This is a genomic window from Paraburkholderia sp. BR13439 (assembly GCF_040948805.1).
Taxonomy (GTDB): domain Bacteria; phylum Pseudomonadota; class Gammaproteobacteria; order Burkholderiales; family Burkholderiaceae; genus Paraburkholderia; species Paraburkholderia youngii.
This window is the reverse complement of the sequence record NZ_JBFPKN010000005.1, coordinates 273,464-293,292: the sequence shown is the minus strand read 5'-3', so window position 1 is coordinate 293,292 and position 19,829 is coordinate 273,464. Positions and strand designations below refer to the sequence as shown.

Annotated in this window: 18 protein-coding genes; 13 read left to right on the top strand and 5 right to left on the bottom strand. The window is 64.1% G+C overall.

Annotated features, from left to right (window positions below; all coding sequences use genetic code 11):
* The first annotated feature begins 25 nt into the window (after positions 1 to 25).
* The 3 genes from AB3X96_RS12850 to AB3X96_RS12840 are packed head-to-tail and all read left to right on the top strand — an operon-like array spanning position 26 to position 3,610.
* Positions 26 to 2,308: a glycogen debranching N-terminal domain-containing protein gene (locus tag AB3X96_RS12850; protein ID WP_368590027.1), complete on the top strand. Its 2,283-nt coding sequence runs from the start codon at positions 26 to 28 to the stop codon at positions 2,306 to 2,308.
* Positions 2,305 to 2,931 carry a DUF429 domain-containing protein gene (locus AB3X96_RS12845; RefSeq protein WP_368590026.1) on the top strand — a complete coding sequence of 209 codons (627 nt, stop codon included), beginning with the start codon at positions 2,305 to 2,307 and terminating at the stop codon, positions 2,929 to 2,931. Before AB3X96_RS12850 ends, AB3X96_RS12845 begins: the two co-directional genes overlap by 4 nt.
* 22 nt (positions 2,932 to 2,953) lie before the next feature.
* Positions 2,954 to 3,610 (top strand): hypothetical protein, encoded by a 657-nt coding sequence (locus tag AB3X96_RS12840; protein ID WP_368590025.1) that lies wholly within the window; start codon positions 2,954 to 2,956, stop codon positions 3,608 to 3,610.
* A gap of 5 nt (positions 3,611 to 3,615) precedes the next feature.
* On the opposite strand, the gene lhpH is transcribed toward AB3X96_RS12840, so the two are convergent.
* A complete protein-coding gene (gene lhpH / locus AB3X96_RS12835; RefSeq protein WP_368590024.1) occupies positions 3,616 to 4,623 on the bottom strand; it encodes a trans-3-hydroxy-L-proline dehydratase in 1,008 nt (335 codons plus the stop codon).
* Positions 4,624 to 4,651: 28 nt separating this feature from the next.
* Positions 4,652 to 5,752 (bottom strand): branched-chain amino acid ABC transporter substrate-binding protein, encoded by a 1,101-nt coding sequence (locus tag AB3X96_RS12830; protein ID WP_368590023.1) that lies wholly within the window; start codon positions 5,750 to 5,752, stop codon positions 4,652 to 4,654.
* 208 nt (positions 5,753 to 5,960) lie between these two features.
* Between AB3X96_RS12830 and AB3X96_RS12825 the strand changes: the two genes are divergently transcribed.
* The 4 genes from AB3X96_RS12825 (at position 5,961) to AB3X96_RS12810 (ending at position 9,992) form a co-directional block, all read left to right on the top strand.
* Positions 5,961 to 6,683, top strand: coding sequence for a haloacid dehalogenase type II (locus tag AB3X96_RS12825; protein WP_368590022.1), 723 nt, complete (start codon positions 5,961 to 5,963; stop codon positions 6,681 to 6,683).
* 223 nt (positions 6,684 to 6,906) lie between these two features.
* Positions 6,907 to 7,761, top strand: a complete 855-nt coding sequence (locus AB3X96_RS12820) for a MurR/RpiR family transcriptional regulator (protein ID WP_176123833.1) — start codon at positions 6,907 to 6,909, stop codon at positions 7,759 to 7,761.
* A 312-nt stretch (positions 7,762 to 8,073) separates the two neighbouring features.
* Complete coding sequence (locus AB3X96_RS12815; protein ID WP_368590021.1) at positions 8,074 to 9,402, top strand: aspartate aminotransferase family protein; 1,329 nt, start codon at positions 8,074 to 8,076, stop codon at positions 9,400 to 9,402.
* A 35-nt stretch (positions 9,403 to 9,437) separates the two neighbouring features.
* Positions 9,438 to 9,992, top strand: coding sequence for a carboxymuconolactone decarboxylase family protein (locus tag AB3X96_RS12810; protein WP_368590154.1), 555 nt, complete (start codon positions 9,438 to 9,440; stop codon positions 9,990 to 9,992).
* Positions 9,993 to 10,150: 158 nt separating this feature from the next.
* Here the strand turns inward: AB3X96_RS12810 and AB3X96_RS12805 are convergent, their stop codons facing one another.
* Positions 10,151 to 10,459 (bottom strand): DUF4148 domain-containing protein, encoded by a 309-nt coding sequence (locus AB3X96_RS12805; protein ID WP_368590020.1) that lies wholly within the window; start codon positions 10,457 to 10,459, stop codon positions 10,151 to 10,153.
* Between the two features lie 319 nt (positions 10,460 to 10,778).
* On the opposite strand from AB3X96_RS12805, the gene AB3X96_RS12800 reads away from it, so the two are divergent.
* The 4 genes from AB3X96_RS12800 to AB3X96_RS12785 all read left to right on the top strand — a co-directional run bounded on the left by AB3X96_RS12800 (position 10,779) and on the right by AB3X96_RS12785 (position 14,394).
* Positions 10,779 to 11,204: an OsmC family protein gene (locus tag AB3X96_RS12800; protein ID WP_368590019.1), complete on the top strand. Its 426-nt coding sequence runs from the start codon at positions 10,779 to 10,781 to the stop codon at positions 11,202 to 11,204.
* A gap of 192 nt (positions 11,205 to 11,396) precedes the next feature.
* Positions 11,397 to 12,026, top strand: coding sequence for a TetR/AcrR family transcriptional regulator (locus tag AB3X96_RS12795; RefSeq protein ID WP_368590018.1), 630 nt, complete (start codon positions 11,397 to 11,399; stop codon positions 12,024 to 12,026).
* Between the two features lie 58 nt (positions 12,027 to 12,084).
* Positions 12,085 to 13,638 carry an MFS transporter gene (locus tag AB3X96_RS12790; RefSeq protein WP_368590017.1) on the top strand — a complete coding sequence of 518 codons (1,554 nt, stop codon included), beginning with the start codon at positions 12,085 to 12,087 and terminating at the stop codon, positions 13,636 to 13,638.
* A 486-nt stretch (positions 13,639 to 14,124) separates the two neighbouring features.
* Positions 14,125 to 14,394, top strand: a complete 270-nt coding sequence (locus AB3X96_RS12785; protein WP_176123714.1) for a YodC family protein — start codon at positions 14,125 to 14,127, stop codon at positions 14,392 to 14,394.
* Between the two features lie 78 nt (positions 14,395 to 14,472).
* On the opposite strand, the gene AB3X96_RS12780 is transcribed toward AB3X96_RS12785, so the two are convergent.
* Positions 14,473 to 14,784: a superinfection immunity protein gene (locus tag AB3X96_RS12780; protein ID WP_368590016.1), complete on the bottom strand. Its 312-nt coding sequence runs from the start codon at positions 14,782 to 14,784 to the stop codon at positions 14,473 to 14,475.
* Between the two features lie 168 nt (positions 14,785 to 14,952).
* Between AB3X96_RS12780 and AB3X96_RS12775 the strand changes: the two genes are divergently transcribed.
* Together AB3X96_RS12775 and AB3X96_RS12770 are read left to right on the top strand one after the other, a co-directional pair.
* Positions 14,953 to 16,410, top strand: a complete 1,458-nt coding sequence (locus AB3X96_RS12775; protein ID WP_368590153.1) for a M20 family metallopeptidase — start codon at positions 14,953 to 14,955, stop codon at positions 16,408 to 16,410.
* Positions 16,411 to 16,500: 90 nt separating this feature from the next.
* A complete protein-coding gene (locus AB3X96_RS12770; RefSeq protein WP_368590015.1) occupies positions 16,501 to 17,604 on the top strand; it encodes a malate/lactate/ureidoglycolate dehydrogenase in 1,104 nt (367 codons plus the stop codon).
* Between the two features lie 18 nt (positions 17,605 to 17,622).
* Here the strand turns inward: AB3X96_RS12770 and pdeR are convergent, their stop codons facing one another.
* On the bottom strand, positions 17,623 to 19,626 hold the full coding sequence (gene pdeR, locus AB3X96_RS12765) for a cyclic di-GMP phosphodiesterase (protein ID WP_368590014.1): 2,004 nt from the start codon (positions 19,624 to 19,626) through the stop codon (positions 17,623 to 17,625).
* Positions 19,627 to 19,829 lie beyond the last annotated feature (203 nt).

The following is a 19,829-nucleotide window of genomic DNA, read 5'->3' as shown; positions in this document are numbered from 1 at the left end:
CAGCATCGAATTCATAGGAGCGACCTTGAAACAGCAGCCAGAAGCCCTCGGCGGGCTGACCCACTCGGGCGGCGTCGATCATCGCGATCCCGAGCAGGACGGCGTCTTCATCCCGACGGAAAACCTCAACGTCGCGAGCGCCACGCAGCACGTGCTCAAGTCGGGCGACACCTTCATCGTCAACGATCCGCTCGGCGATATCACCGGTCACGACGACGGCCTGTTCGTCAACGACACCCGCGTGATGTCGCAACTGCGCCTGACGTTCGGCGGGCGCGCGCCGTCGCTGCTGTCGGGCAGCGTCAGCAGCGACAACGCCACGTTCACCGCGCATCTCACCAACCGCCCGCTGCCGCCGCTCGGCGGCGACAGCACACCCGAAGGCGTGATCCACGTCCAGCGTGTGCGCGTGCTGTCCGGCACCGTGCTCAACGAGGCGATCGAGCTCACGAACTACGGCACGCGCGATGCGACCGTGCCGCTGTCGATTTCGTTTTCCAGCGATTTCCGCGACATGTTCGAAGTGCGCGGCCTGAAGCGCGACAAACAGGGTCGCGTGCAGCCCGCGCGGGTCGAGAATCAGCAGGTGCTGCTCGGCTATGTCGGTCTCGACGACGTCGCGCGCAACGTGCAGATCGCGTTCTCCCCGCAGCCGGACAAGCTGTTCGCCGACCGCGCCGACTACACCGTCAAGCTGCCCGCGCAGGCATGCGTGTCGATCTATCTGTCGGTGGCCGTGCACGTCGTGCCGATGAGCAGCAGGCCCGGCGCCGACGTGTCGCAGCCCGTGCACGCGCTGAGCGAAGCGCATATGTCGCAGATCGACGCGGAACGCCCGCGCGTCGGCCGTGCGGCGGTGCGCGCGGCGCTGGTGGATGCCCACCTGGTGATGCGCGAGCGACGCCGCGCGAGCGCGCGCGTACGTTCGAGCAACCCGCTGTTCAACGCATGGATCGACCGTTCGTTCGCCGACCTCGAACTGCTGACGACGGATCTCGCGACCGGCCCGTACCCGTACGCGGGCATTCCATGGTTTTCGACCCCGTTCGGCCGCGACGCGGTGATCACGTCGCTGCAAACGCTGTGGCTGCAGCCGCATCTCGCGGCCGGCGTGCTGCGCTTTCTCGCCGAGCATCAGGCGCGCGAGAACTCGCCGTTTCGCGACGCCGCGCCGGGCAAGATCATGCACGAGATGCGCAAGGGCGAAATGGCCGCGGCCGGCGAAGTGCCGTTCGCGCTGTACTACGGCGGTGTCGACACCACGCCGCTGTTCATCGTGCTGGCCGGCGCCTACGCGGCCCGCACTGGCGACGTCGGGTTGATCGATGAATTGTGGCCCGCGCTCGAACGCGCGGCGCAGTGGGTCGCGGGCGTATGCGACAAGAACCGGCACGGACTGCTCGATTACCAGCGCGAATCGGATGGCGGCCTCGCGAATCAGGGCTGGAAAGATAGTCACGACTCGGTGTTTCATGCGGACGGGCGCTTCCCCGACGGCCCGATCGCGCTCGTCGAAGTGCAGGCCTATGCGAGCGCCGCGTTCGACACGATGGCGCGCTTCGCGAAGCTGCGCGGTCTGCGCGACGCGGCCGCGCAGTATGCGGAGCGCGCGAAGAAGATCCGTCGCTGCGTCGAAGAAAAGTACTGGATGGACGAGGTCGGCTTTTACGGCATCGCGCTCGACGGTCATGGCGAACTGTGTCGCGTGATGGCATCGAACGCGGGGCATCTGCTGGCGTTCGGCCTGCCCACGCGCGAGCGCGGCGAAGCGTTGGTGCGCGCGCTCGACTCGACGCTGTTTCATACCGGCTGGGGCGTGCGCACGCTGGCGGCGAGCCAGGCGCGCTTCAATCCGATGGCGTATCACAACGGCTCGGTTTGGCCGCATGACAACGCGCTATGCGCGCGCGGGCTGTCGCGCTATGGCGCCAAGGGGTCGGCCGTGAAACTGCTGCAGGCGCTGTTCGAGGCCGCGGTCAATTTCGACATGCGCTTGCCGGAACTGTTCTGCGGCTTCCCGCGACGCCGCGGCGAGCCGCCCACGGCCTATCCGGTCGCGTGTTTGCCGCAGGCATGGGCGGCCGGTTCGCCGTTCATGATGCTCGAGGCATGTCTGGGCATCACGATCGACGCCGAGCGCCGCGAAGTGCTGATCGAACAGCCGATGCTTCCCGAGGGTATCGACTGGCTCGAGGTCAGCGATCTGCGGGTCGGGGATTCGTCGGTGTCGATCACGTTCCGCCGGATCGGCGAGAAGGTGGTGGCGTCGGCGGAGCAGGGCGATGTGAGGGTGGTGGCGCTGCTTTGACGCCGCCGACCGTCGCGGGCATCGATGTCGGCGGGGACCGGAAGGGCAACCATCTGGTCATCCTGCGCGGCACTCGGATACTGTGCAAACTCGGCAACGCGACCGCCGAACAGATGCTCGAGCGGTGTCGCGCGCACGAGGTGGCGGCGGTCGGCATCGATGCGCCGTGCCGTTGGCGAACGGGCGCCGCGGGAAGGCTTGCCGAGAAGGCTCTCGCGCGGCAGCGCATCTTTTCGTTTGCGACACCGGCTCGCGAACTGGCGATGGCCAGCAAAAGCGGCTTCTATGCATGGATGTTCAACGGCGAGCGCGTCTACGACGCATTCGCCGCGCACTTTGCGCTTTTCGGGGGCGGCAAAGAAATCACGGGTCGCGTGTGCTTCGAAACGTTTCCTCACGCGATCACGTGCGCTTTTCTCGGGACGGACGTCGCATCCGCGAAGCAAAAGGGCCCGCAGCGCCGGGCTATTCTCGAACGGGAAGGCATCGCGACTGCACCGCTGACATCGATCGACCATGTCGACGCGGCCCTATGCGCGTTGGCGGCACGTTATCTGCTGGAAGGCAGAGTCGATACATACGGTGACGAGTCGGGCGGATTCATCGTGGTGCCTGGACTTTGACGCTCACATTCTCGGAGGACGGGTGCACCTGGCACGACGTATTGGAGTATTGCTGCTATCCCTGGCGGCGTTGGGTTCGACCGCGGCGTCGGCGAACGACATTCAGTGTGCAACCACACAGCAACCCGCTGAGCGCGTCATTTGCGATCACGCGATCCTGAACAACGAGTACGACGACATCTTCGCGCAGCAACAGGCACTGCTCGGCAGCGGCAAACTGTCGTCCGCGCAACTGGCGCAGTGGCGGCACGCGCGCAACGCGTGTATCGACGTGCACTGCGTGGATGGCGTATTCGACAAGTGGAAGACGATGGCGCGGGCGCTCGAAGCCGGTCCTCAGGCGGCCGCATCTGTCGTGGTGCCTTCGCAAACCACGATGGCGCCTGTCGGACCCAATCCGCAAGCGCCTGCTGTCGCGTCCGCGCCTGAAGTGCCGCAGGCGTCCCCGGCCTCGCCGACATCGGAGGCTTCTCTGGTGCGTCAAGGTAGTGCCGCCGGTGTGGCGCTTCCGCAACCGGTCGCGCCGGTGGCTTCAGCGCCGGTGGCCGCCTCTGAGGCGCCCAGTGCGACCAGCAGCATGACCGGTCTGCCCGGCATGGGGAGCGGCCTGATCGTGGTCCTGCTCGTTGCGCTCGGGGCCGGTGTGTACTTCGCGCTTCGGAACCGGAGGAGAGCTTGAGCCGATTATCGGACGAGGAAACCGTACGTTAGCGGGTCACGCTCGTCCACGATCCAGGTTGCGAAGCCGCAAACATAGGCGCTGCCCTCGACCTCGGGGATGACCGCCTTGAAGTCGCCGACGGTCGTCTCGCTGAGTACGCGCCCCTTGAAGACCGTACCGATGATGGACTCGTTGACGAGCGTCTCGTTCATGGCCAGTTCGCCGCGCAGATAGAGCTGCGCGACGCGCCCGCCCGTCCCTGAGCCGGTGGGCGAACGGTCCACCTCACGGTCGGCGAACACGCAACAATTGGCTTGCGTGGAGCCTTCGTGCCGCGGCGCATTGGCAATGATGGTGCCGTAGATGTGGTTGATTTCCGGGATGTCCGGATGCTCAACCGGGTAAGCGTGATTTGCGGCTTGTTTTACCTCGGCGCCAAACCTGATGAGTTCCTCGACTGAAGACTCGCGGACTGCGAGGCCGTGCGGTGCACCGTCGGTATAGAAGTAGAAGGCACCACCGAACGCGATGTCACCCCTGACCGTGCCAAACGACGGCGTCTGAACCGTGACATCCGCTTCCCAGATGAACGATGGAACGTTCACGAAACGTACGTTGCCGGCGTGTTCACCATCCCATTGCACGAAGGCCTCGATGAAACCACAGGGAGCGTCGATGCCAATGCGGGTCTCGGGAATCTGGCGCTGAACCCACCCCAACTCGACCGCCGCAGTGGACAGCGCGATCACGCCGTGCCCGCAGTGGTCGCTATAACCCTCGTTGTGGACGAAGATGATCCCGAAGTCTGCCGTGGGGCTAACGGGTTCGGTCAGGTATCCGCCGTACATGTCCGCATGACCACGCGGTTCGAACATCAGCGCGGTACGAATTTCGTCGGCGTGCTGTTTCAGCCACGCGCGACGCTTGACGATGGTGTCGCCGGGAAGACGAGGCAGCCCGCTCGTCACGATACGGAACGCTTCGCCGCCGGTATGAACCTCGACTGTTGAAATTGTGCGGGTGATTTTCATGGGTGCTTTGGGGTTACTCGATTGAACGTCACTGCCCGTACGGCACCGGAAGGCCGTTTCTGATCACATAGACGGTCGTGGGTGCGCCCTTCAGATCGCCGTTTTCATCGAACGAGTAGGTGCCTGCCACGCCCTTGTAGTCGGTCTTTGCCAACTGGGCGGTCAGCTTTGCCTTGTCGGTCGTGGTGCCCGCCTTGACCATCGCATCGGCCAGCAGTTTTACGCCGTCGTAATAGCTGACCGCATAGACCTGCGTGTCGGTGTTGAAGGCGGTCTTGTATTTCTGCAGAAACTCACGGCCGGCTGGGGTCTTGTCGAGCGCAATGCCGCCCTGGGCGCAATACACGATGGAGGCCGCGTCACCAGCGACCTTACCCATATCGGCCGAGCAAATGCCATCGCCGCCAAGCAGCTTGGCACGCAGTCCGCGTGCGCGCATCTGCTTGGCCATCGGCGCGCCCTGAGCAGCGTATCCGCCGAAAAAGACGACATCCGGATTCTTGGCCTTGATGCTGGTCAGAATGCCGAGGAAGTCAGTCGCCGACGAGTTAGTGAACTGTTGGTCCACGATCTGAATTCCGTTTGCCTTGGCCTCTTTGATGAACTGCTCGGCCACACCTTGCCCATAGGCCGTGCGGTCGTCGATCACCGCGGCGGTCTTGGCCTTCAATGTCTTGGCCGCAAATTGGCCCATCGTCCCGCCTAGCTGCTCGTCGCTCGCGCCGATACGGAAGATGTTCTTGAAGCCTTGCTTCGTCAACGCCGGATTGGACGCAACCGGCAGCATCGGTACGCCACCCGTGTTATAGACGCGCGATGCCGGAATCGCCACGCCCGAGTTGTACGGGCCCAGCACGGCGATCACGCCGCTATCGACGAGTTTCTGCGCGACCTGAACGCCGATCTTCGGGTCTGCCTGATCGTCCTCGGAGTCCAGTTTGAACGTTACCTTCTGGCCAGCAACCGTGACACCGCTCTTGTTGAGTTCGTCGATAGCGAGGCGGGCGCCGTTCTCGTTGTCCTTTCCGTTCGGCGCCTGCGGGCCCGTGAGGGGAGCCGAGTGACCGAGGGTGACCACCGATTGAGCGTTGACGGATGCGGAGATGCCGGCGGCTGTCAGGACAGCCATTGTTATGACGAGGGGGCGCATAAAGTCTCCAGGCGTTGGACCGGGTTGATCAGATTAGCTCCGCTTCGGCGTGGGATCGCATTCGGGAAAACGCCAGGGTTTGCGAAGAGAAATGACGCTGTCGCTTCGCTGCTGCATTAAAGTTCTCGTTCCGGCAGTTGCTCGATCCATTGTGATTTTCATCATGGACATCTGACAGGAGGGAGTCGTGAAACTGACCGATTTCGAGGCACTGACTTTTGACTGCTACGGCACCTTGATCGACTGGGAGCGTGGCATCCTTGAAGCCTTGCAGCCTCTGCTGGAGCGAGCCAGGACGCCGCTCACGCGCGACCAGGTTCTGGAAGCCCACGCTCGCCACGAGTCGTCGCAGCAGATATTCACGCCCGCGAAGCGCTATCAGGAACTGCTGTCCATCGTGTATAAGCGCATGGCAGAGGAATGGGGCCTGCCCTACACCCACGAAGAATGCGTGGCGTACGGTCGCTCGATCAGAAACTGGCCGGCATTCCCCGATTCGGCGGCCGCGCTGCAATATCTGAAGCAGCACTACAAGCTGGTCATCCTGTCGAACATCGACAACGAAAGTTTCACCTACAGCAACGCCAGGCTGCAGGTTGAGTTCGACGCGATCATCACGGCGGAGGACGTCGGCTCCTACAAGCCGTCGCCGCGCAACTTCGAGTACATGCTTCAGAAGCTCGATCAGCGGGGCATCAGGAAGGGAAAAATCCTTCACACCGCAGAAAGCCTTTTTCATGACCACAAGCCCGCAAACGAGTTCGGGCTGGCGTCGTGCTGGATTTACCGTCGTCATTCGCAGCCGGGCTTCGGCGCGACGATGGACCCGGGCTCGCAGCCGAACCTCGACTTCCGCTTCAACAGCATGGCTGACTTCGTCGACGCGCATCGGGAAGCGCTGGTGGAGTGAACTGACGGGTGATCGGAACAAACTCGTCGCGGCTGGAAGCCGCTGCCACGAAACTCGGCGGCGCCGCGCTTGCGCTGTCTTCTAACTTGCGCGATCCCGCCGAGGTCGGCCGCGCAATCTGGAGTCACTCAAGGGCGCCAGAGCGGCTTCGCGCCGTTGAGACACTGCTACCCGGTGGTAACATTTGTTGTCATCTCTTACCCCGGCGCCGCGCCACCTCAACATGCCAGACAGCTTCGATCAGCTCGTCGCCCTGATCCGGGCGCGCTTCCCCGAACTGAGTCCGCAGTTCCAGATGGGAGCGGGCTTCCTGCTCGATCATCCGGACGAGGTCGCGGTGTCATCGATGCGCAAGGTGGCCGAGCGCGCGCAGGTGCAGCCGGCGTCGCTGGTGCGGCTGTCGCAGCAACTGGGCTTTCCCGGTTGGAACGAATTGCGCGATCTGTTCGTCGCGCGCGTGCGCACGCGGCCGGAGCCGTTGACGAGCCGGGCGCGCTCGATGGTCAAATCGAAAGATGCGCTCGCGAACGACCTGCTCGTCGCGCAACAGCACAATCTCGAAACGACCGCCGCGCATAACGGTCGCGTGATCGTCGAGGCCGCGCGGGTATTGCGGCGCGCGCCGCACGTTCACGTGGCGGGCTTCCGCTCGTGCTATCCGGTGGCGTTCGGTCTCGTCTATGGCTACCGGCTGTTTCGGCCGTCGGTATCGCTGCTCAACGGCGAGGCCGGCACGCTCGAAATGCAGTTGCGCACGATCGAGCGAGACAGCGCGACCATCGTCATCAGCTTCGCGCCGTATTCGGTCGAAGCCGCGCGCGTCGCCGAGGCCGCGCTCGAAAAAGGCAGCAAGCTGATCGCCATCACCGACAGCGCGGTGTCGCCGATCGCGCTGAACGCCGACAAGGTGCTGATTTTCTCGCACGAAAGCCCGTCGTTCTTTCCATCGCTGGTGGCCGCCACCGCGATCACCGAAGCGCTGGTCGCGCATCTGCTCGCGCTCGAAGGCGCGGATGCGCTCGAGCAGCTCGCGCTCGCCGAACAATCGCTGCATGCGAAGGGCGCGTACGTGCCTTGAACGATTGCGTGAGGGCACGCCGCGCTCCAGCTGGTGCCGTCCAACAACGTTTGACAACAAATGTTGTATTGGCGTATAAATACGTACCGATTGTTGAATATCGGTGCGGCCCGTGGCGTCGATGCAGCGACGGCCCGCACGATTCCGACGACGAAAACACCTTAGCGACCGTGCTGTTCGGCATCGGCAGTGCGGGCGTGTCGATGAGGCGTCTCGCCAGCGGCAATGCGTGTTCGACACTTTCATCGCGTGCGCGACGCCCGAGCCGGCCTGCGTCTCGGTCCGCACCTCCATCAGCAGGAGCTGAACATCATGACCAATGTTTTTCATCGTTCTCCGAAGCAGTCCTTGCCGGTGGCCGTCGCGGGCGACGGTATCGAAGTCATCGACTCCACGGGCAAGCGCTATATCGACGCGTCGGGCGGCGCTGCCGTGTCGTGCCTCGGCCACAGCAACCAGCGCGTGATCGACGCGATCAAGCGGCAGGCGCAACAGCTGCCGTACGCGCACACGTCGTTCTTCACGACGGAGCCGGCCGAGGAACTGGCCGACCGGCTCGTGGCGAGCGCGCCGGCCGGACTCGAGCACGTGTACTTCGTGTCGGGCGGCTCGGAGGCGATCGAGGCGGCGCTGAAGCTCGCGCGTCAGTATTTCGTCGAGAAGGGCGAGACACAGCGGCGTCATTTCATCGCGCGTCGGCAGAGCTATCACGGCAACACGCTCGGCGCGCTCGCGATTGGCGGCAATGCATGGCGCCGCGAGCCGTTCCTGCCGATCCTGATCGAAGCGCATCACGTGAGCCCGTGCTACGCGTATCGCGAACAGCGCGCGGACGAAACCGAAGAAGCGTTCGCTCAGCGTCTGGCCGATGAACTCGAGCAGAAGATTCTCGAACTCGGTGCGGACACGGTCGCCGCATTCGTCGCGGAAACGGTGGTCGGCGCCACGGCGGGCGCGGTGCCGCCGGTGCGCGAATACTTCCGCAAGATCCGCGCGGTGTGCGACCGCTACGGCGTGCTGCTGATTCTCGACGAGATCATGTCGGGCATGGGCCGCACCGGTTATCTGTTCGCGTGCGACGAAGACGGCGTGGCGCCGGATATGCTGACCATCGCCAAGGGCCTTGGCGCGGGTTATCAGCCGATCGGCGCGACCCTCGTCAGCGACCGCATCTATCAGACGATCGTCGGCGGCTCCGGCTTCTTTCAGCATGGCCATACCTATATCGGCCATGCGACCGCGTGCGCGGCCGCGCTCGAAGTGCAGCGCGTGATCACGGAAGACAATCTGCTGGCGAACGTGCAGGCGCGTGGCGAGCAGTTGCGCGGCCGGCTGCGCGAGCTCTATGCGCAGCACCCGCATATCGGCGACGTGCGCGGGCGCGGCTTGTTCGTCGGCGTCGAACTCGTGAAGGATCGCGGTACCAAAGAGCCGTTCGACGCCAAACTGAAACTGCACGCAACGATCAAACGCGAAGCGTTCGCGCGCGGCCTGATGGTGTATCCGATGGGCGGCACCGTCGACGGCAAGAGCGGCGACCACGTGCTGATCGCGCCGCCGTTCATCTGCACGGAGCGCGACATCGACGTGATCGTCAGCCGCCTCGACGATGCGATCGGCGCGTCGCTCGCCGCCGTCTAAGCTGTTCCGAACCATTGCCCTTAGCGAGAACCATGATGACCGAGCGCTTGCCTCACTTCGAGATGTCCACCGCCACGCCCGAGCAGAAGGCGGTGCTCGACGAAATCCTGTCCGGCCCGCGCGGCAACCTGAACGGGCCGTTCCTCGGCTGGATCCATAGCCCCGAACTTGCGCAGCACGCGCAACGCCTCGGCGCGTTTTGCCGCTACCAGACCGGGCTGCCGCTGCGGCTGTCGGAACTCGCGATTCTGGTCACCGCTTCGCGCTGGCAGGCCCAGGCGGAGTGGCACATCCACTATCCGATCGCGCTGCAGGCGGGCGTGGCCGCTGCGGACGCCGAGACGATCCGCCAGGGGCGCCGCCCCGAGTTCGCCGATGCCGACGACGCACTGATCTACGACTTCGCAAGCGAACTGTATGAGACGAGGCGCGTATCGGACGCGACGTATGGGCAGGCGGTCCGGCGGTTCGGGCATCAGGTCGTGATCAACCTGGTCGGCCTGCTCGGCTACTACGCGCTGGTCGCGATGACGCTGAACGTGTTCGACATGCGCGCAGTAGGACAGCAAAGCCTGCCGTTTCCCGAATAGCGTTTTTACCAACGAGCGGCCGCGCAGCAGCGCCGCTCTCGCCAACGAAAAAAAGCCCCGGTTGCCGAACTTCGCAACCGGGGCTTTTTACTGCGTGCTGCCTTAACTGCCAGCGTGCTCAGTTATCACGCTTAGTTAAGACGCTTGGTTACCACCTTTTAGTTACCGCGATACGTCGAAAACAGACGTTGCTGCACCGTCGCCGGCGCACCTGCGTCCGACGAACTGGCCTTCGCGCCGCCGACATCCTGCGTACCCTGCGCCGAAGCGGTGACGATCGTCGAGTCATGCGGCACGGCCTTCGGATACGTGGTGTCGTTCTGGTTCAGAAGGCCCGCTTTTTGCGCGGCTACGAGTTCGGCGCGCACCTGAGCGCGCGTGATCGGACCGTTTGCCTGCTGGGCGAATGACACTGCCGGAACGATAAGAGCGGATGCGACGACAACTGCGGAAAGAAGCGATTTCATGACGACCTCCAATTGATTGTGTGGTGGACCGGCTTGAATGCATTTCCCGATCCGTTGAATGCAGTCTATTTCTTACGAGGTCGGCAAAAAAGCGGATTTCTGGTGAAATATTGTTGCAGGTTTTGAGATAGTGGAAAGGGCGCTTTTCCGCGCCGAAACACGGAAGCGCCTATCATGAAATCCGGTCCACACCGGCGCCTGCAAGCCGCGCGGCACCTGCGACCGATGCCCATGCACGGACACATCCGGGCGGACCGCCGCGGCGGGCATCATCTTCGGTCGAGCAGCGTGCGCGGCAAGGCATAAACAGGAGAGAGCAATGAAGCGCAAGGCATCGGCAGTCTGGCAAGGCGGCCTGCAGAACGGCAACGGCTCGATTTCCACCGACAGCGGCGTCCTGAAGGACACCCAATACTCGTTCGCGACGCGCTTCGCGGACGGCATCGGCACGAATCCGGAAGAGCTGATCGCGGCTGCGCATGCGGGGTGTTTCTCGATGGCGTTGTCGGCGGAGCTGGGCAAGGCCAACATCACGCCGGAGCGGATCGGCACCACGGCCACCGTGACGCTCGACAAGGACGGCGGCGGCTTCACGATCACCGCGGTGCATCTCGACGTCACCGTAAAGATTCCGGGCGCAGACAAGGCCGCGTTCGACAAGGCCACGGCGGACGCGAAGGCCGGTTGCCCGGTGTCGAAGGTACTGAATGCGACGATTACGATGGATGCGAAGCTGGAGACCTAAGCCTTTGCTGTCACTTTCAGCGCAACGAAGCCGGCGAAGGGCGATGCCCGCCGCCGGCTTTTTCATCGCGGTAGTCGGAATGAACGGATGACCCCGACGCGAGTAGGCCTACGGAAGGCCGTCCTTGATTTATTGAACATCCAGTCATAATATCCACAGACCGACGCCAACGTAGCAACGAGGTCATCGCAATTGAGTCATTCCAGGCAAGCCGCGAAAAAAGCCGGCGAAACATCCCAGCGCGGCCGTCCGCGCGAGTTCGACACGGACACCGTGCTGGCGAACGCAAGCCAGGTGTTCTGGGATCACGGCTACCACGCGACGTCGATCGACGATCTGTGCAAGGCCACCGGTCTGCTGCGCGGCAGCCTGTACGGCGTGTTCGGCGACAAGCACGGCATCATGCTCGCCGCGCTGGAGCATTACTCGGAAGGCGCGGTCGCACGGCTTGCGCAGCGGCTGAGCGCGACGGCTGATCCAGAGCAGGCGCTGCGCGACGCGCTGCTGCACTACGCGCGGGTGTCGTGCGCGTTGAGCGGCCGGCGCAGTTGTTTCATCACGAATACGACGCTCGAAATGCAGCCCGATGACGAATTGCTGCGCGCGCGCGTCGCCGCGATTCAGCGGCGCATGGCGACCTTGCTCGCGGCGGCGGTGATTCGCGGGCAGGCGAGCGGCGCGTTCGATTCGTCGCTGAACGAAAAAGCCGTCGGCGATTTCCTGCTGTGCGTGATGCAGGGCCTGCGGGTGATGGGAAGGGTCGCGCAACAGCAAGATGCGCTGATCGGTATCGTCGATGTGGCGATGCGCGCGCTGGTCTAGCAGCTCGTTCGCGAACACCGGCGCAAAAATTTTTTAACCATTTCTTGAACGATCGGTCATGAAAAGAGAAGCGCTCAAGTCCGCTCCGGCGGCATTCGGTGGGTCCGCTAGCGGCGCGGCCTGTCCAGCCGGGGCGGTGACTGTTCCCGGCCCGGCGATGGCAGGCATGGCTGTCGCCGCCAAAGCGGCGGCGCCCGGCTTCCCGCGCCAGGCGCTCGCGCTCGCGGTGCTGTTCGTCGGCGCCTTTCTCGCGCCGCTCGATTACTTCATCGTCAACCTGGCGCTGCCGTCGATTCACACGGGCCTGAACGCGAGCGACGCGCAGCTGCAACTCGTCGTATCGGCCTATGCGTCGGCCTACGCGGTGCTGCTGATCACGGGCGGCCGCCTCGGCGATCTGTTCGGACGCCGTCGCATGTTCATGACGGGCATGGCGTCATTCGTGATCGCGTCGGCGTTGTGCGGCTTCGCGACCAGCGGCCATATGCTGGTGATCTCGCGCATCGTGCAAGGCATCGCGGCCGCGGTGATGGCGCCGCAAGTGCTCGCGACGATTCGCGCGGTCGTACCGTTGCATCAGCAGACGCGCGTGATGAGTCTGTATGGCTTCGTGTTCGGCTTGTCGTCGATCGTCGGGCAGCTCGGCGGCGGCGCGCTTATCACGTATCACCCGTTCGGGCTCGACTGGCGCGTGATCTTTCTGATCAACATCCCGATCGGCATTGCGGCGTTCATCGGCACATGGAAGTTCGTGCCGGAGAACCAGCCGGCCACGCACACCGGCGTCGATCTGAAGGGCGTTGCGCTGCTGTCGGCGGTGCTGCTGCTGGTCATCTATCCGATGACGCACGGCCGCGAAGCCGGCTGGCCCGCGTGGACTTTCGCGATGTTCGCGCTCGCGGTGCCGGTGTTCGCGCTGTTCGTCGCGACCGAACGGCGCGTCGAGCGCGGCGGTGGCCATCCGCTCGTCGATCTGCAACTGTTCCGCAATCGCGCGTTCGCGCTCGGTCTGGTGCTCGCGTTCCTGTTCTATTGCAACAGCGCGTTCTTCCTGACCTACGGCATCTTCCTGCAGACCGGCCTGCACTGGACGCCGCTCGCGTCGGGCATCGCGATCATGCCGTTCGCGCTCGGCTTCGTGATCGGGCCGCTGACGTCGCCGGCCGTGGTCAAGCGCATCGGCGCGCATGTGCTGACGCTCGGTTTCTCGATGATGACGCTGGGCTTCACCGTGACCGGCTGGTCCGCGACCCAATCCGCCACGCCCGATCTGCTGTTTTACTGCGGGCTGGTGTGCGCGGGTGTCGGACATGGTCTGCTGTTGCCATCGATCATGCGCATCGTGCTGCAGGAGGTGGTGCCCGAGAAGGCGGGGCTGGCATCGGGTGTGGTGTCGTCGACGTTGCAGATCGGCTCCGCGTTCGGCACCGCGGCGGTGAGCGGCGCGTTCTTCGGGGCGCTCGGTGGCAGCGCGGCACCCGCGTCTTATGCACACGCGTTTCAGCTGAGCCTGGCTATCAATGCCGCGCTGATGTTCGTGTGTATCGGCCTGAGCGTGCTGCTGGTGCGTCATCAGCAAAGCGTACGGCGCTCAGTCGCTCCGGCGGTTTGAAATTAAGCCGCTGGTAATCGTTTTCATTAGTTGGCTCGCTCAGGAAAATCGTTCAATTTGAACGAAGCGGTATAACGAACTACGTGGCATTTACCGGCGATCTACTCGTTCACAGGTAATTCTGATTTAGATCAACCGGGTCTTTCTGATTAACGGCTCAACGCTATCGCGTCAGGTTTTCTAATCAGAGGAAACCAGCGTCGTATTTTCTACCGGCCGGCAAACCGCCGGCAGTAACTGTTGCATTTGTGCGGTAGCGCACATAGGGTTAGCCGCTATGTTTTCGCGGAGAATGTTTTGGGAATGCCGGGAACTTTAACCACGTGGCATCAACCTCGGTTCGAGTGAAAACGGTATCAATAAAAAGCGCTTGCCGCGTTTAAATTCGATTGTTAATCTGTCTAAACTTTAGAGCATCCATTCAACAGGTCGAAGTCGATAAAGCCGGGCTCAACTTAAAAAACGCTCAAGATAGGGGGACCCAAGATGCTGACCGCTACCATTGACGCATTCCAGACAACATCCGCCGCCTTCAACGTGGGCGACGTCGTCAAGTTAAAAGAAGGGGGCCCGCGCATGACCGTGACGTATGCAGGTCCGGTCGCGCGCAATCCGGGCGACTGGCTGATCTGCGAGTGGTTCGACGAACACGGCGAACTGCGTCATGAAACCTTTGCCGCGCAAGCCGTGCGTGCGGAACCGCGCTCGATTCCGGCGGGCTCGGTACAGTGGAGTCGCATCGGGCGCGCGGCCTGAGTGACGCACGTGCGCTTTAATCAAGCCGTTTCCTGTCATTCGTTTTTTGCTCGTATTGCGCGAGCCGCCCGAATCGTTTCAGCGCTCGGGCCGGTCGCGCGCGGCCTCGCGTCGCCGCACGCGCAGCGTCAGTGCCGATGAAAACGCGCGCAAGGTCGACATCTTGCGAGTCTCGGCGACGTCGCTCGCCAGGCTCTCCGCCGGATTCGGCTGTAGCGCCCAATATAGCGCGAGCACCCAACCAAGCACGGTCCAGCCGAGGCAGGCGTTAAATAGCGCGAGCGTCAGCACGTCACGACGCTTGCGCCGGTCCGCGATGATCGCCGGCAGAAAATACAGCGCTAGCGCGAATGCCGCGCCGATGGCCTGAACGGCCACGTTGCCACTCATAAAAGCTCCTGATGCGCGATGCATGTAGTGATTGTCGCGCGAATGGCCGCCGCCCGCCGCGCACCCTGCGCGTTCCAGTCCCCACCCAATCACCGCAAGGGGTTCAGCCCGACACGCATCGGGACTATGATGATCGTTTCGACCGAACAGTACTTCACGGACCCGATCATGATCACCGACATGACCCAGCAGGCCCACCTCAACCCGGACACGCTACGAGCATTCGTCGAGCGCAAGTGGAACGACGAGATCGTGCCCGCGCTGACGGACTACATCGCGGTGCCGGCGAAGAGCCCGGCCTTCGATCCCGACTGGGCGAAGCATGGTTACCTCGAGCGCGTGATCACCGACGCCGCGAAATGGGCCGAGCAGCAACCGGTGCGCGGCCTGAAGCTCGAAGTGATCCGCCTGCCGGGCCGCACGCCGGTGATCTTCTTCGAGACCGCCGCGACGCGCTCGGGCAGCACCGAAACCATCGTGCTGTACGGCCACCTCGACAAGCAGCCCGAGTTCGATGGCTGGCGTAACGACCTCGGTCCGTGGACGCCGAAGCTCGAGGACGGCAAGCTGTACGGCCGCGGCGGCGCGGACGACGGCTACGCGATCTACGCGAGCCTGACGGCGCTCGCCGCGCTCGATGCGCAAGGTGTCGAGCGTCCGCGCTGTGTCGGGCTGATCGAAACGTGCGAGGAGTCGGGCAGCTACGATCTGCTGCCCTACGTCGACGCGCTGCGCGAGCGGCTCGGTAACGTCGGGCTGGTCGTGTGTCTCGATTCGGGCGCGGGCAATTACGATCAGCTGTGGCTGACCACGTCGCTGCGCGGGCTCGTCGCCGGCGATCTCGAAGTGCAGGTGCTCGACGAGGGGATTCACTCGGGGGTCTACGGCGGCATCGTGCCGTCGAGCTTCCGCATCATGCGTCAACTGTTCGACCGTCTCGAAGACTCCGCGAACGGCACGCTGCTGCCAAAGGGTTTTCATTGCCCGGTGCCGGCCGATCGTCTGCGCGAAGCGGAGGCTGCCGCGAGGATTCTCGGCGATGACGTGTGGCAGAAGATGCCGTGGGCATGCGGGCAGGACGGCCGTCAGGTGCTGCCCACCACGACCGATCCACAGGAGGCGCTGCTCAATTCGACGTGGCGTCCTTCGCTGTCGGTGACGGGCGCGGCCGGCTTGCCCGCGCTCGCCGACGCCGGCAACGTGCTGCGTCCGCGCACCGCGTTCAAGCTGTCGCTGCGTCTGCCGCCGACCATCGAAGCGGAAAAGGCCGTCGCCGAACTGAAGGCGCTGCTCGAATTCGATCCGCCGTACAACGCGAAGGTCACGTTCAAGCCGGATGCGGGGGCGGCGAGCGGCTGGAACGCACCGGAGGTCGCACCGTGGCTGGCCACCGCGCTCAGCGATGCATCGCGTCAGCATTTCGGCGCAGACGCCGCCTACATGGGCCTCGGCGGCACCATCCCATTGATGAACGTGCTGAAGGCGGGCTTCCCGAAGTCGCAGTTCATGGTGTGCGGCGTGCTTGGGCCGAAGTCGAATGCGCATGGGCCCAACGAGTTCCTGCACGTGCCGTACGGCAAGAAACTGACGGCCGCGGTTGCCGAAGTGATCGCCGCGGCGCCGTGAGTCGTGGCCTCGTTTGAGTGGGGCTCGGGCGCGACCCGGGCCCGTTGTTTACTGATGCTCCCTTCCGTTCGAACCACACCGATAAGCTGAATGACCGACTCCCAGACTGCCCAAACCACCACGCCCCGGATTCCGGCCGATCAACTGCATGCCTACGTCAGGGCGATCTGGGAGCGAGCGGGCAGTGCGCCGCGCGAAGCGGAGCTGATCGCCGATCATCTGGTGGCCGCGAATCTGACCGGACACGACTCGCATGGCGTCGGCATGATCCCGCGCTATGTCGAATCGCTCGCCGACCAGCAACTGCAACTGAATCGGCATGCCGACGTCGTCAAAGATGCGGGCGCGGTGCTGACCGTCGAAGGCGGCAAGGGCTTCGGTCAGGTGATCGCGTTCGAGGCGATGGAGCGGGGCATCGAGCGCGCGCGGCGGCTCGGCATCTGCGCGGTGGGCTTGCGCGGCGCGCATCATATCGGCCGCATCGGGCACTGGGCCGAGCAGTGCGCGCGCGCCGGCCTGGTGTCGTTCCACTTCGTCAACGTGGCGGGCGATCCGCTCGTCGCGCCGTTCGGCGGCGCGGACCGCCGCATCGGCACGAATCCATTCTGCGCCGCTTATCCGCGACCCGGCAAGCCGCCTCTCGTGCTCGACTTCGCGACCAGTACCATCGCGTTCGGCAAGACGCGCGTCGCGTATAACCAGGGCAAGCACACGCCACCCGGCGCGCTGATCGATCACGAAGGCATGCCGACGCTCGAACCGAAAGTCATGCACGAAGCGCCGTTCGGCGCGCTGACACCGTTCGGTGGCCACAAGGGTTTCGGGCTCGCGGCGATGTGCGAGATTTTCGGCGGCGCGCTGTCGGGCGGCTTCACGACGCACGCCGACACGCTCGGCACCACGCACGCGATCATCAACTGCATGCTGTCGGTGATCATCGATCCGACCGCATTCGACGCGCCCGATGCGCAAGCCGAAGCCGATGCGTTCCTCGCGTGGGTGAAGGCGTCGCCGCTCGCGGCGGGCACCGAGCGCATCTACGAACCCGGCGAGCCCGAGCGCGTCACGCGCGCGCAACGCGAGGCCGCCGGCATTCCGATCGACGCGGCTACGTGGACGCAAATCCAGTGCGCGGCGCGCGCCGTCGGAATGAGTGCGGACGAAGTGGCAGGCTGGTCCGCGCGCCTCGGCTGAAGCGCGCGACAGCAAGGCTCAGGCGATCAGCCTGAGCTTGCGCCTATCGAGCAGCCAGCGCTCGAATTCGGCGGCGGGCATCGGCCGCGCGTACAGGAAACCCTGCACGTAATCGACGCCCAGGCCCTTCATGAAGGTTTCTTCCGCATCGGTTTCGATCCCCTCGGCGACGACCTGGAAATCGAGTTCCTGCGCGACCGCGACCATCGAGCGCACCAGCGCCTGTGCCTTCATATCCGCGTGGATCGAGCGCGTGAAGCTGCGGTCGAGCTTGATCACGTCGAGCGGAATACGGCCGAGTTGCGACAGCGACGAGTAACCGGTGCCGAAGTCGTCCAGATGCACCTGCGCGCCGAGCTGGCGGAACTGCTTGATCAGTTCGATCGCGGCCGCTTCGTTTTCGATCAGGCAGCTTTCGGTCAACTCGAGATCGACCAGGCAGGGATCGAGGCTCGCATGCTGCAACGCCTCGGTGAAATGGCGGACCACGGCCGTATCCGTGAGCTGTCGCGCCGACACGTTGATCGCGACGCGCAGGTCGTAGCCGGCCGCCTTCCAGCGGGCCGCCTGTTTCGCGGCGGTCTCCATCACCCAGCGGCCGAGCACGCCGATCAAGCCGGATTCCTCGGCATAACGGATGAATTCCGCAGGCATGATCTGCCCGCGCTCCGGCGAGTTCCAGCGCACCAGCGCTTCCGCGCCTTGCACGGCGCCCGTGGCGAGGTTCAGCTTCGGCTGATAGTGCAGCGCGAACTGGCCTTCCTCGAGCCCGCGGCGCAGATTCGTGTCGAGCCACATGAACTCGGCGACGCGGCGGTTCATGTCCGGCGAGAACACGCGATGCGTGCGCTTGCCTTCGTCCTTCGCGACGTACATCGCCGTGTCGGCCGAACGGATCAGCGATTCGAGCGTTTCGCCATGCTCGGGCCAACGCGCGATGCCGATCGAGCAGCCGGTATAGACCTCGACGAGCCCGACCGCGAACGGCATGCGCATGCGATCGAGAATGCGCTGCGCGGTGTTTTCCAGGCCATGCGCGGAGCCCTTCGCCGCGAGCACGATGAATTCGTCGCCCCCGAGACGTGCGAGCGAGTCGCCCGGATTCAGACAGTTGCGGATCGCGTCCGACACATCGCAGATCAGCCGGTCGCCGAACACGTGGCCGTAGTGATCGTTGACCTTCTTGAAGTTGTCGAGATCGAGAAACAGTACGCCGATGGTTTCGCCGGGCGCGGCCTGTTCGATCGCGATCTGGATGCGCTCCTGGATCGCGTTGCGATTGGCGAGGCCGGTGAGCGGGTCGGTGGTGGCCTGCTCGATCAGCCGGTCCTGCGCGAGCCGTTGCTCAGTGATGTCGGTCCCCGAGCAGATCAGGAACTGGTCTTCGATGCCGCTGCCGCTGCTCACGAACTTGTTGCGAAACAGGAACAGCCGCTCCCCATGCACCGTTTTGATGCGCCGTTCGATCTCGTACGGTTCGCCACGGTTGAAGAAGTGCGCGCTGACCTGGTTCGAGACCGCGCCGTCGTCTGACGACATGAACAGCGTCCAGACGCTGCGGCCGATGATGTCCTCTTCCTTGAGCCCGGTCAGCTCCTCGGCGAGCCGGTTGAAGCGTTGTATCCGGCCGTGCCGGTCGACGATGACGACGACCGAATTGACCTCGGAGACGACCTGTTCGGCGAACGACAGACCGTGCAGCAGTGCGCGCGCGACGGATTCGGTGTCGGCATGGGTCGAGGCGGTGCCGCCCCAGCGATGACAATCGAGTTTCTTGCCGACCAGATGCAGCCGCAGCGGCGCGCCGTCCAACTGCACGTCGACGACTACGTGCGAGGTGACGCCGCTCAGCGCGCGGATCTGGGAGGCTTGGCAAGAGTGGAGGGGAATGGCGACGCCGGCAGCCGCGTGGCCGTGCGCCGGCGCGAGTTCCAGCGTGTCGCTGGCCGCCGCTAGGCACCAGCGAGGGCTGCTCGTGCCGAACCGCGCGTGAAGCACCTGGTCGTGTAGCTCGTCGCTCATGAAATCCCCGGAGAGTGCCGGCGGTCGCTATCAAGGCGGGCGGCGACAGACGGTCTTCCTCATACTAAAGTGAAACTGTCCCATTGTATCCAAGCGTGACAATTCGAGCGACGAATCATTAACGTTTTGCTAACCATGAGCACGAGCCGGCGTGGCCGCGCGCGGCGGCATGATGGCATGGCAAAACGACGCCACGGTGACGT